Raw genomic sequence first — 12,687 nt, forward strand, 5'->3', positions numbered from 1 at the left:
CGGCTTCAGCCGATGGTCATCAGGCTGGCGTTACCGCCGGCCGCCGCGGTGTTGACGCTCAAGGCGCGCTCGATCACCAGGCGTTCCAGGGCAATCGAGGTTTCGCCTTGCGACAGGCCGTGAACCCCGACGATGGCGCCGGCACGCTTGGCCACTTGCTGGCAGACCGCGCGCAGCTGGTCGGAGTCGCCGTGATGCAGGACCGCATCGAACACCACGTCGTCCTTGGTCCAGTCGGCCACGCGCTGGATGCGCGCTTGCACCTCCGCAGGCAGGCGGGCGTAGAGCGCCTTGCCCGGTTCGCCTTCCGGCCAGATCGCCGAACCACCCACGGCCAGGACCGCAGCCAGTTGAGTCAGCAGGTCGCCTTCGACTTCCGCCAGGCACAGCACGTGTTCGCGCGGCAGGATGGCGTAGCTGTTGCGTTCGCCGGTCGGGCCCGCCAGCACGCGGGTGACACCGCTCTGCGACTGCGCCGCGAACTGTACGCACAGGGCGCTGAGGTCCGCCAGCTTGTTGCTGTCGGCCCAGGCTTGCAGGGCGTTCAGCGGCTTGCTCATGGCATCACGCAGGCGCACGTCCGGGGCGTTCAGGGCATCGCCACGGGCGAACGACTGCTCGATGGCGTCGGTCGGACGGGTCGACAGCAGGCGGTACAGGTACAGCGGGCCGCCGGCTTTCGGGCCAGTGCCCGACAGGCCTTCGCCGCCGAATGGCTGCACGCCGACCACGGCACCGACGATGTTGCGGTTGACGTAGACGTTACCGGCGTTGACGTTGTCGATCACCTTGGCGATGGTCTCGTCGATGCGGGTGTGCACGCCCAGGGTCAGGCCGTAGCCGGAAGCGTTGATCTGCGCGATCAACTGGTCGATGTCCTTGCGCTTGTAGCGCACCACGTGCAGCACCGGGCCGAAGATCTCCCGTTGTAGCTCGTCGAAGCTTTCCAGCTCGATCAAAGTCGGCATCACGAAGGTGCCGCGCTTGACCTCTTCGCCATCGGCGATTGCCACCTGATACACGCTGCGGCCTTTGTCGCGCATGGCCTGGATGTGTTTCTCGATGCCAGCCTTGGCTTCGGCGTCGATCACCGGGCCGATGTCCACGGACAGGCGCTCCGGGTTGCCCAGGCGACTTTCCGCCATGGCGCCCTTGAGCATTTCGATCACGCGGTCGGCGGAGTCTTCCTGCAGGCACAGCACGCGCAGGGCCGAGCAACGCTGGCCGGCGCTGTCGAAGGCCGAGGAGACGACGTCGATCACCACTTGTTCGGTCAGGGCCGAGGAGTCGACGATCATCGCGTTCTGGCCACCGGTTTCGGCGATCAGCGGGATCGGCCGGCCCTGGGCGTCCAGGCGGCCGGCGACGTTGCGTTGCAGCAGGCGCGCGACTTCGGTGGAGCCAGTGAACATCACACCCTTGACCCGATCGTCGCCGACCAGACGGGCACCGACGGTTTCGCCACGGCCCGGCAGCAGTTGCAGCACGCCTTCCGGAATGCCGGCTTCGAGCATCAGGCGCACGGCCTGCGCAGCGACCAGTGGCGTCTGTTCGGCCGGCTTGGCCAGTACCGGGTTACCGGCGGCCAGGGCGGCGGCGACCTGGCCGCTGAAGATCGCCAGCGGGAAGTTCCACGGGCTGATGCAGACCACCGGGCCCAGTGGGCGGTGCGCGTCGTTGCTGAAATCGTTGCGAGCCTGTACCGCGTAGTAGCGCAGGAAGTCCACGGCTTCACGCACTTCGGCGATGGCGTTGGCGAAAGTCTTGCCGGCTTCGCGGGCCAGCAGGCCCATCAGCGGCTGGATCTCGCCTTCCATCAGGTCGGCGGCGCGTTCGAGGATCGCGGCGCGCTCGGCCGGTGGCGTGGCCTGCCAGATCGGCGCGGCGTTCAGCGCGCACTGGATGGCGTTGTCGACGTCTTCGACCGTGGCTTCCTGTACGTGGCCGACCACATCGCGGTGATCGGACGGGTTCAAGACCGGCGCCGGGGTTTCGCTGCTGGAAGCGCAACCGAGCATCGGCGCGGCTTTCCAGTGGTTGTGGGCGGTGGCCAGCAGGGCGCAGGACAACGACGCCAGGCGGTGTTCGTTGGCCATGTCGATGCCGGCGGAGTTGGCGCGCTCGCTGCCGTACAGGTCGCGCGGCAATGGAATGCGCGGATGCGGCAGGCCGAAGCCGCCTTCCAGGGTCGCCATCTGCTCGATCTGGCTGACCGGATCGGCCACCAGTTCCTGGATGGAGATCGACTGGTCGGCGATGCGGTTGACGAACGAGGTGTTGGCGCCGTTTTCCAGCAGGCGGCGGACCAGGTAGGCCAGCAGGGTTTCGTGGGTGCCGACCGGGGCGTACACGCGGCACGGACGGTTCAGCTTGCCATCGGCAACCTTGCCTACCACCTGTTCGTACAGCGGTTCGCCCATGCCGTGCAGGCACTGGAACTCGTACTGGCCCGGGTAATAGTTCTGACCGGCGATGTGGTAGATGGCCGACAGGGTGTGGGCGTTGTGGGTGGCGAACTGCGGGTAGATGACTTCCGGTACCGACAGCAGCTTGCGGGCGCAGGCGATATAGGACACGTCGGTGTACACCTTGCGGGTGTAGACGGGATAGCCTTCCAGGCCTTCGACCTGGGCGCGCTTGATCTCGCTGTCCCAGTAGGCGCCTTTCACCAGGCGGATCATCAGGCGGTGACGGCTGCGGCGCGCCAGGTCGATCACATAGTCGATCACGTACGGGCAGCGCTTCTGGTAGGCCTGGATCACGAAGCCGATGCCGTTCCAGCCGGTCAGCTGCGGTTCGAAGCACAGGCGCTCGAGCAGATCCAGCGACAGCTCCAGGCGATCGGCTTCTTCGGCGTCGATGTTCAGGCCGATGTCGTATTGCTTGGCCAGCAGGGTCAGCGACAGCAGGCGCGGGTACAGCTCGTCCATCACGCGCTCGTACTGGGCGCGGCTGTAGCGCGGGTGCAGGGCCGAGAGCTTGATCGAGATGCCCGGGCCTTCATAGATGCCACGACCGTGGGACGCCTTGCCGATCGAATGGATGGCCTGCTCGTAGGACGCCAGGTATTTCTGCGCGTCGTGCTCGGTCAGTGCCGCTTCGCCGAGCATGTCGTAGGAGTAGCGGAAGCCCTTGGCTTCGAACTTGCTCGCGTTGGCCAGGGCTTCGGCGATGGTTTCGCCGGTGACGAACTGCTCGCCCATCAGGCGCATGGCCATGTCGACGCCCTTGCGGATCATCGGCTCGCCGCTCTTGCCGATGATGCGGCTCAGGGACGAGGTCAGGCCGGCTTCGTTATGGGTGGCGACCAGCTTGCCGGTCAGCAGCAGGCCCCAGGTGGCGGCGTTGACGAACAGCGACGGGCTGTTGCCCAGGTGCGGCTGCCAGTTACCGGTGCTGATCTTGTCGCGGATCAGCGCGTCACGGGTGCCTTTGTCCGGAATCCGCAGCAGGGCTTCGGCCAGGCACATCAGGGCCACGCCTTCCTGGGACGACAGGGAGAATTCCTGCAGCAGGCCCTGGACGATACCGGCACGGCCGCCGGCGCTCTTCTGGTTGCGCAGTTTTTCGGCGATGGTCGCGGCCAGCTTGTTAGTGGCTTCGGCCATGGTGGCCGGCAGGCGCGCCTGCTCCAGCAGCATCGGCACCACTTCCGGTTCCGGGCGGCGGTAGGCGGCGGTGATCGAGGCGCGCAGCACCGATTGCGGCAGGATGCTTTCGGCGAATTCGAGGAAGCACTGGTGAGCGTGGTCGGTCTGCACTTCGCCAGCGTCATCGCCGTCGGTGCGGGTCGAACCGCTCAGCTCGGTCAGGGTTGCACCACCCTCGAGTTTTTCCAGGTAATTGAAAATTGCCTGCTTGATCAGCCAGTGCGGCGTGCGATCGATCGAGGTTGCGGCAGCCTTCAGGCGTTCGCGGGTCGGGTCGTCGAGTTTGACCCCAAGGGTGGTGGTAGCCATATTTTTATCCTCATGTTTACCACGGTTGCGTGGCATCAGCTGGCGGCAAGATTAGCCGTGAGCTGAGAGAGGTGCAACCGGGTGCAACCTGTTTTTTATCGGAATAATAGGCAGCTCATCAGGAATTAATTTCCGGTCCCTGGGCGGCGCTTCCGCTTGGTGCTTTTAATTCTGTCGCGATGTGTTTTTGCTCCAAAAAGGAGCAAAAACGGGGCGTTCGCCGGAAAAATCGCTTGGGTGCAACTTATTCTCGCGAAACAGGTTGCACCTTCTTTGAATTGTTGAATAGCATTCGCGCCCAAGGTGCAACCGGTCCTCGAGGCCGGTTCATCGGCTGGTGGCTTTCCTGGGGAAACATCAGTCATAAATGCGCGGAGTACCCAACCGTCTCTCAGACGTAGTCGTTTGAGAGCGGTGGTGCTGACCGCCGCTACATAAAAACAAAGCCAGGGCGTAACTCAATGAGTGCAAGCAATCCAACCTTGATCACGTTCGTGATCTACATCGCAGCTATGGTGCTGATCGGCTTCATGGCCTATCGCTCTACCAACAACCTTTCTGACTACATCCTCGGTGGCCGCAGCCTGGGTAGCGTGGTGACCGCGCTTTCCGCCGGTGCTTCCGACATGAGCGGCTGGTTGCTGATGGGCCTGCCGGGCGCCATCTACATGTCCGGCCTGTCCGAGAGCTGGATCGCCATCGGCCTGATCGTCGGTGCCTACCTGAACTGGCTGTTCGTCGCCGGTCGTCTGCGAGTACAAACCGAACACAACGGCGATGCATTGACGCTGCCGGACTATTTCTCCAGCCGCTTCGAGGACAAGAGCGGGCTGCTGCGGATCATCTCCGCGATCGTGATCCTGGTGTTCTTCACCATTTACTGCGCTTCCGGCATCGTCGCCGGTGCCCGTCTGTTCGAAAGCACCTTCGGCATGCCTTACGAGACCGCCCTGTGGGCCGGTGCCGCGGCGACCATCGCCTACACCTTCGTCGGTGGTTTCCTGGCGGTGAGCTGGACCGACACCGTACAAGCCACCCTGATGATCTTCGCCCTGCTGCTGACGCCGATCATCGTGCTGCTGGCCACCGGTGGCGTCGACACCACCTTCCTGGCGATCGAAGCCCAGGACCCAAGCAACTTCGACATGCTGAAAAACACCACCTTCATCGGCATCATCTCGCTGATGGGCTGGGGGCTGGGCTACTTCGGCCAGCCGCACATCCTGGCACGCTTCATGGCCGCGGATTCGGTCAAGTCGATCGCCAATGCCCGTCGTATCTCCATGACCTGGATGATCCTGTGCCTGGGCGGCACCGTGGCCGTGGGCTTCTTCGGTATCGCCTACTTCTCGGCGCACCCGGAAGTGGCCGGTCCCGTGACCGAGAACCACGAGCGGGTGTTCATTGAGCTGGCCAAGATCCTGTTCAACCCATGGATCGCCGGTGTGCTGCTGTCGGCCATCCTGGCGGCGGTGATGAGCACCCTGAGCTGCCAGCTGCTGGTGTGCTCCAGTGCCCTGACCGAAGACTTCTACAAAGCCTTCCTGCGCAAGCACGCTTCCCAGCTGGAGCTGGTGTGGGTCGGTCGTGCAATGGTGCTGCTGGTTGCCCTGGTCGCCATCGCCATGGCCGCCAATCCGGAAAACCGCGTACTGGGCCTGGTTAGCTACGCCTGGGCCGGTTTCGGCGCAGCCTTCGGTCCTGTGGTGCTGATCTCGGTACTGTGGAAAGGCATGACCCGCGACGGCGCGCTGGCCGGCATCATCGTCGGCGCCGTGACTGTGATCCTGTGGAAGCACTTCAATGTGCTGGGCCTGTACGAAATCATCCCGGGCTTCATCTTCGCCAGCCTGGCCATCCTGCTGGTGAGCAAGATGAGCGCACCGAGCGCCGGCATGGTCCAGCGTTTCGAGGCCGCCGAGAAAGACTACAAGCTCAACCACTGATCGGGAGCCGCTGAGGCGCTAACCCTGCAGTGATTCGAAAAGCCCGCATTCCCTGGGATGCGGGCTTTTTTATGGGCGTGCCTGCGCCGTGGAAGCTCCCGACACGACCTGACGCCGGCCGTGGCACAGGGTAAACTTCGCCCCCTGCGCAGGAGCAACCATGAACTATCGTCACGCCTTCCACGCCGGCAACCACGCCGACGTCTTCAAACACCTGACCCTGACCCGCCTCATCGCCCTGATGTCGCGCAAGGAGCAGCCGTTCGCCTACCTCGACAGTCATGCCGGCATCGGCCTGTACGACCTCCAGGGCGATCAGGCCAACCGCACCGGCGAGTACCTGGAAGGCATCGCGCGCCTGTGGGGCGAGCAGGACCTGCCAGCGCTGACCGCCGATTACATGGCGGTGCTGCACAAGATGAACCCCGATGGCGAACTGCGTTATTACCCGGGCTCGCCCGAGCTGGCGCGGCGTTTGACCCGTTCCCAGGACCGGGTGCTGCTCAACGAGAAGCATCCGGAAGACGGGTTGTTGCTCAAGGAAAACATGAAGGGCGATCGCCGGGTGGCGGTCCACCTGGGCGAGGGCTGGCATGTGGCGCGGGCGCTGCTGCCGGTGGCCGAGAAGCGCGCGGTGATGCTGATCGACCCGCCGTTCGAACAGCTCGACGAGATGCAGCGTTGTGCCGCGTCGTTGAAAGAAGCCATCGGCCGGATGCGCCAGACCGTGGCGGCCATCTGGTACCCGGTCAAGGATCAACGGGCGCTGCGCCGCTTCTACCAGGACCTGGCCGGTACCGGCGCGCCGAAGCTGCTGCGTGTGGAACTGCTGGTGCATCCGCTGGATACGCCCAACAGCCTGAACGGCTCGGGCCTGGCGATTGCCAACCCGCCATGGGGGCTGGAAGAGGAGTTGCGCGAGCTGCTGCCATGGCTGGCACAGAAACTGGGCCAGACCCAGGGTGGCTGGCAGATGGATTGGCTGATCGCCGAATAATGTGAGGTTGTAGCCGCTGCCGAGGTACGAGGCTGCGATGGGCAGCGAAGCGGCCCCCGAGGGCGCTCCTGCGGACCGCATCGCAGCCTCGTGCCTCGTCAGCGGCTACGGGTCAGATCGGGCAGGTCACGCCTGTGCCGCCGATCCCGCAGTAGCCTTCCGGGTTCTTCGCCAGGTATTGCTGGTGGTAGGCCTCGGCGTAGTAGAAGGTCGGGGCTTCTTCGATTTCCGTGGTGATGGCGCCCAGCCCGGCCTTGGTCAGCTCGGCCTGGAACACTTTTTCGCTGGCCTTGGCCTGCTCCAGCTGGGTCGGGTTGGTGGCATAGATCACCGAGCGGTACTGGGTGCCGATGTCGTTGCCCTGGCGCATGCCCTGGGTCGGGTTGTGCAGTTCCCAGAACATCGCCAGCAGTTCCTGATAGCTGACTTTCTCCGGCTCGTAGACCACCAGCACCACTTCGCTGTGGCCGGTCAAGCCCGAGCAGACTTCTTCGTAGGTCGGGTTCGGGGTAAAGCCGCCGGCGTAGCCCACCGACGTGCTGAACACGCCCTCGCGCTGCCAGAACTTGCGTTCCGCGCCCCAGAAGCAACCCAGGCCGAAGATGGCGAATTCCACGTTGCCCGGGAACGGGCCCAGCAGCGGGTTGCCGTTGACGAAGTGTTCGGCTGGCACGGTCATCGGGGTTTCGCGGCCAGGCAGGGCTTGTTCTTTGGTAGGTAGCACGTTTTTGTTCACCAGAATTTCCGAGCGCAGAACCATGATCAGTCCTCTCAGTCAGGGTGGGATTGAGTAATTAACCAGACACGCAGTTTGCCCGAGTGTTACAGCGCTGTCAGGCGATTGGGCCGCGCGGATAACGTTTGAGCTTGTCGATCAGCTCCGAGCCGGGGATCGGCCGGTCGAACAGGTAGCCCTGGCCGACATCGCAGCGGTGGCGACGCAGGAAGGACAGCTGCTCCGCGGTTTCGATGCCCTCGGCCACCACCTGGATCTTCAGGTTGTGGGCCATGGCGATCACCGCCGAGGTGATTTCCATGTCGTCCTGGTTGGCGGGGATTTCATGGATGAAGCTGCGATCGATCTTGATGATGTCGATCGGGAATTTTTTCAAGTAGCTCAGCGACGAATAACCGGTGCCGAAGTCGTCCATGGCCAGGGTCAGACCGAGCTTTTTCAGCTGGTCGAGTTGCTGGTGGGTGTCTTCGGTGGCTTCCAGCAGCAGGCCTTCGGTCAGTTCCAGCTCCAGCAGCGAGGCGGGCAGCTGTTCTTCCTTGAGGATGCTGGCGATGGAGGCCACCAGGTCCGGGTCGGAAAACTGCTTGGGCGACAGGTTGATCGCCACCTGCAGATTGCCCAGGCCGGCGGCGGTGAGCTGCTTGCTCATGCGGCAGGCCTGGCGCGCGATCCATTTGCCGATCGGGATGATCAGGCCGGTCTCTTCGGCGACGCTGATGAACTGGTCCGGGCGGATCATGCCCTTTTCCGGATGGTTCCAGCGCAGCAGCGCCTCCAGGCCCAGCAGGCGTCCGCTGCGCAGGCACAGCTTGGGCTGGTAGAACACGTCCAGCTCGTTCTGGGTCAGGGCGCGGCGCAGGTTGTTTTCCACGAACAGCTTGTAGCTGGCTTCGGCGTTCAGGGCCTCGGTAAACACCTGCACCTGATGTTTGCCGTTGGCCTTGGCCTTGTGCAGCGCCAGGCCGGCGTTGCGCATCAGGGTCTGTGGGTCGCGGCCGTGCAGCGGTGCGCAGGCCAGGCCCACGGAGCCGGTGACGCTGATGAGTTGGTTGTCGACGAACATCGGCTTGTCGAGGGTCATCAGCAATTGGCTGGCGATCTGTTGGCCGGCCTCCAGGTCGGTGTCGTCCAGCAGCACGGCGAACTCGTTACTGGCGAAGCGCGCCAGGCTGCCGCTCGGGCTCAGGCTGTTGCGCAGGCGCCGGGCCAGGCTGATCAGCAGCTTGTCGCCGGTCTGGTGGCCGAGGCTGTCGTTGATCCGCTTGAAGTTGTCGATGTCCACCAGCAGCAGGCTGATGGGGCTGTCGCTGTCGCGGGCGAAGCGTTCGTCGAGGTTGCGGATGAAGGCGGGGCGGTTGCCCAGGTTGGTCAGGTTGTCGGTGTAGGCCAGGCGCTCGATGCGTTGCTGGGCCAGCTTGGTCTGGGTGATATCTTCATAGATGCCGATGTAGTGGGTCAGTTCGCGGTTGTCGCCATAGACCTTGGAGATCGACAGCTGGCCCCAGTACGGCTCCAGGTTCTTGCGCCGGCTCTTGAACTCGCCCTGCCAGCTGTTGCTCTTGGCCAGGCTGGAGGGCGCGTCGAACAGCAGTTCGCTGAGGTTCTCCAGCGCCGGCAGTTCCGCCAGCCGATGGCCGTGGACTTCCTCGGTGCTGTACTGGGTGATCGCGGTGAAGCTCGGGTTGACGTACTCCACCACGCCGTCGCAATTGACCAGCAGAAAGGCATTGGCGCTTTGCTCGACTGCACGTTGGAACAGGTGCAGGGCGCTGGTGGCGGTACGGCGGTTGTGGTTGTTGATGACCTGGGCGAACTGGTCGGCCAGCTCGCCGGCAAAGGCGATTTCATCGGATTGCCAGGCGCGGGTGTTGCCCACTTGTTCCAGGCACAGCACGCCGACCACCTGGCCGTCGATGCGGATACTGGCGTCGAGCATGGCGTTGATATTGCGCGGGCGCAGGCTCTCGGCCATTTCCCGGGTGCGCGGGTCGCGCATGGCATTGTGCGCATCGATGGCCCGGCTGGTGTGCAGGGCTTCGAGGTAGTCGGGGAAGTCGCTGGCGTCGATCGTCTCCGGCAGGATGTATTCCTGCAGGTCACGGTGATACACGCAGATGGGCACCAGCATCTGGCCTTCGAGGTTCCAGATGCTGGCGTAGTCGATCTCGTAGATGTCGCAGGCGCTGCGGGTGATCAGCTCGGCGGCTTCCAGCAGGGAGTTGTTGGCGCTATAGCGCTGGCGGGCCAGGAGCAGGATCAGGTCTTGCTGGGCGCGCACCCGTTCGAGGTGCTGGAGTTGTTCCTGCTGGGCGCGCTGATTGAGTTCCAGGGCGATTTGCAGGCGACTGTTCTGGGTTTCCAGGTCGGGCGCGGAGAGCGGCTGATCGTTGTCGAGCAGGCCATCGACCACCAGAAAATAGCCACGCAGCAGGTGTCGATTGTGCTGTTTGTAGGCTTCGCCGAGTTCCAGCAGGCTGAGTGAGCCCTTGGCGGTGTGCAGGGTGTAGCGAATCAGATAATGCGGGCTGTGGGTCAGTTGCTGCTGGATCGCATCGTGCAACTGATAACGGGCTTCCGGCTCCATCAGGCTGGCATAGGGCGAGCCGACCAGGGCGCAGAGCTCGACGGCGGGCAGGCCGAATTGGCGTTCACAGTTCGGGTCGAGAAACAGCAGGGCCCAGCTCGCTTCATTCAGCCGTTCGAAACGCAGCATGCCGAGCCGCGAGGGCACGGGCAACTGCGTCACTACCTCGGCCACCATACGGCTGGCGGCATCGGGTTGGCTTTTCATGGGGAAACTCGCTTGGTAAATGCTGATCGCGCCGGGCTCGCGCCCTCTTTACTGTTGCCTGCGGCAAGGTTGCATCATGCGGCACTGACTGACAAGTGAGATGAAGGCTAAGTGCTATAAGAATCTATCGGCAGAACGGAAGATTTCTGAAAGCTAATCTTTCCTGGTGTTTTACCGGGCTTTGGCGGCTGGTTACAGCGATTTTTCGGCAAAAAAAAGCCCCGCCAAATCGACGGGGTTGAGGTACGAGCGTGGCGCTCGAAAAGGGTGCAACGGCCGGCTTCCCCATGACAGGGAAACCGGCCGAGTCTTACAGCAGGATGGTGCGGATATCCGCCAGCAGATCGCTCAGACGCTTGGTGAAGCGTGCGGCAGCGGCGCCGTTGATCACGCGGTGATCGTAGGACAGCGACAGCGGCAGCATCAGCTTCGGCTGGAAGGCTTTGCCGTCCCAGACTGGCTGGATGGTGGCCTTGGAAACGCCGAGGATCGCCACTTCCGGTGCGTTGACGATCGGCGTGAAGCCGGTGCCGCCAATGTGACCGAGGCTGGAGATGGTGAAGCAGGCGCCCTGCATGTCGTCCGCCGAGAGCTTCTTGGTCCGGGCTTTTTCAGCCAGGGAAGCGGCTTCGGCAGCCAGTTGCAGCAGGCTCTTCTGATCGACGTTCTTGATCACCGGTACCAGCAGGCCATCCGGAGTGTCGACCGCGAAGCCGATGTTCACGTACTTCTTGCGGATGATCGCTTTGCCGCTAGGCGCCAGCGAACTGTTGAAGTCCGGCAGTTCCTTGAGCAGGTGCGCGCAGGATTTCAGCAGCAGCGGCAGGATGGTCAGCTTGACGCCGGCCTTCTCTGCAACGGCTTTCTGGGCGATCCGGAAGGCTTCCAGCTCGGTGATATCGGCCGAGTCGAACTGGGTGACGTGAGGCACGTTCAGCCAGCTGCGATGCAGGTTCGATGCGCCAGCCTGCATCAGGCGGGTCATCGGCACTTCTTCGATCTCGCCGAAGCGGCTGAAGTCCACCACCGGAATCGGCGGGATGCCCGCGCCACCGGTTGCGCCGCCAGCAGCTGGCGCTTCCTTGGCCTTTTGCATCATCGCTTTGACGTAAACCTGCACGTCTTCCTTGAGGATGCGACCGTGCGGACCGCTGGCGCCAACAGCGCTCAGCTCGACGCCGAACTCACGGGCCAGTTGACGCACTGCAGGACCTGCGTGAACTTTGGCGCCAGGCTTGGCAGGTGCAGCGGCCGGGGCGGCAGCAGGTGCAGCGGCAGCCGGAGCAGCAGGTGCCGGAGCGCTTGGCGCAGCCGCGGCAGCTGGAGCCGGGGCAGCAGCAGGTGCCGCGCCTTTGACTTTCAGCTTGAGGATCAGGTCGCCAGTACCGACTTCGTCGTCCAGCTTGATCGCAACGCTTTCCACGATGCCGGCGGCAGGCGATGGAATTTCCATGCTGGCCTTGTCGGATTCGAGGGTGATCAGCGACTGGTCGGCTTCAACGCTGTCGCCAGCCTTGACCAGCACTTCGATGATCTTGGCCTTGCCGGCCGAACCGATATCCGGGACGTGGATGTCCTGGACGCTGTCGGCTACCGGGGCAGCAGGGGCAGCGGCAGCTGGCGCCGGAGCAGCAGCGGCCGGAGCGGTAGCCTGGGCAGGCGCGGCGGCGGCAGGGGCCGCAGCACCTGCCACTTCCAGATCCAGGATCAGGTCGCCGGTGCCGACTTCGTCGTTGAGCTTGACGCTGATGGCCTTGACCACGCCAGCGGCAGGCGATGGGATTTCCATGCTCGCCTTGTCGGATTCCAGGGTGATCAACGATTGATCAGCCTCGACCTTGTCGCCGACCTTGACCTGGATCTCGATGATCTGGGCCTTGCCCGACGAACCGATATCCGGCACGTGCACTTGCTGAACCGAAGCGGCAGCAGGAGCAGCTGGCGCGGCAGCAGGAGCGGCAGCCGGTTTGGCCTCGGCTTTGGCAGCCGGTGCAGCGGCAGGCGCAGGAGCCGCTTGCGCGGCACCCTCGACTTCCAGTTCCAGCAGCTCGTCGCCTTCTTTCAGGCGATCGCCCAGCTTCACTTTCAGGCTTTTGATGACGCCGGCTTTGGGCGCCGGAACTTCCATGCTCGCCTTGTCCGATTCCAGCGTCAGGATGCTCTGGTCGGCTTCGATACGGTCGCCGACCTTCACAAACAGTTCGATTACTTCACCTTCACCGCTGCCGATGTCAGGTACGCGAATGAGTTCGCTCACA

Annotated in this window: 6 protein-coding genes; 2 read left to right on the forward strand and 4 right to left on the reverse strand. The window is 63.6% G+C overall.

Annotated elements, in window-relative coordinates; translation table 11 throughout:
• Nucleotides 1-5: 5 nt before the first annotated feature.
• Nucleotides 6-3,959, reverse strand: coding sequence for a trifunctional transcriptional regulator/proline dehydrogenase/L-glutamate gamma-semialdehyde dehydrogenase (gene putA, locus C4K27_RS02470; RefSeq protein WP_053259385.1), 3,954 nt, complete (start codon nt 3,957-3,959; stop codon nt 6-8).
• A 461-nt stretch (nt 3,960-4,420) separates the two neighbouring features.
• Between putA and putP the strand changes: the two genes are divergently transcribed.
• Entirely contained in the window at nt 4,421-5,905 is a 1,485-nt protein-coding gene (gene putP / locus C4K27_RS02475) for a sodium/proline symporter PutP (protein ID WP_007926806.1), read from the forward strand.
• Between the two features lie 160 nt (nt 5,906-6,065).
• Entirely contained in the window at nt 6,066-6,902 is an 837-nt protein-coding gene (locus C4K27_RS02480) for a 23S rRNA (adenine(2030)-N(6))-methyltransferase RlmJ (protein WP_007926805.1), read from the forward strand.
• A gap of 112 nt (nt 6,903-7,014) precedes the next feature.
• Here C4K27_RS02480 and msrA read toward each other — a convergent pair whose 3' ends face one another.
• The 3 genes from msrA to aceF form a co-directional block, all read right to left on the reverse strand.
• A complete protein-coding gene (gene msrA, locus C4K27_RS02485; protein ID WP_007926804.1) occupies nt 7,015-7,662 on the reverse strand; it encodes a peptide-methionine (S)-S-oxide reductase MsrA in 648 nt (215 codons plus the stop codon).
• Between the two features lie 73 nt (nt 7,663-7,735).
• Nucleotides 7,736-10,429, reverse strand: a complete 2,694-nt coding sequence (locus C4K27_RS02490) for a putative bifunctional diguanylate cyclase/phosphodiesterase (RefSeq protein WP_053259386.1) — start codon at nt 10,427-10,429, stop codon at nt 7,736-7,738.
• Nucleotides 10,430-10,739: 310 nt separating this feature from the next.
• A complete protein-coding gene (aceF, locus tag C4K27_RS02495; RefSeq protein WP_053259387.1) occupies nt 10,740-12,686 on the reverse strand; it encodes a dihydrolipoyllysine-residue acetyltransferase in 1,947 nt (648 codons plus the stop codon).
• Nucleotide 12,687 lies beyond the last annotated feature (1 nt).

This window comes from Pseudomonas chlororaphis subsp. chlororaphis (assembly GCF_003945765.1).
Classification (GTDB): domain Bacteria; phylum Pseudomonadota; class Gammaproteobacteria; order Pseudomonadales; family Pseudomonadaceae; genus Aquipseudomonas; species Aquipseudomonas chlororaphis.

Bases quoted from the DNA above. Each gene is read 5' to 3' on its own strand.
- C4K27_RS02490 (WP_053259386.1), bottom strand. From the start codon at position 10,429: ATGAAAAGCCAACCCGATGCCGCCAGCCGTATGGTGGCCGAGGTAGTG.
- putP (WP_007926806.1), top strand. From the start codon at position 4,421: ATGAGTGCAAGCAATCCAACCTTGATCACGTTCGTGATCTACATCGCA.
- msrA (WP_007926804.1), bottom strand. From the start codon at position 7,662: ATGGTTCTGCGCTCGGAAATTCTGGTGAACAAAAACGTGCTACCTACC.
- C4K27_RS02480 (WP_007926805.1), top strand. From the start codon at position 6,066: ATGAACTATCGTCACGCCTTCCACGCCGGCAACCACGCCGACGTCTTC.
- putA (WP_053259385.1), bottom strand. From the start codon at position 3,959: ATGGCTACCACCACCCTTGGGGTCAAACTCGACGACCCGACCCGCGAA.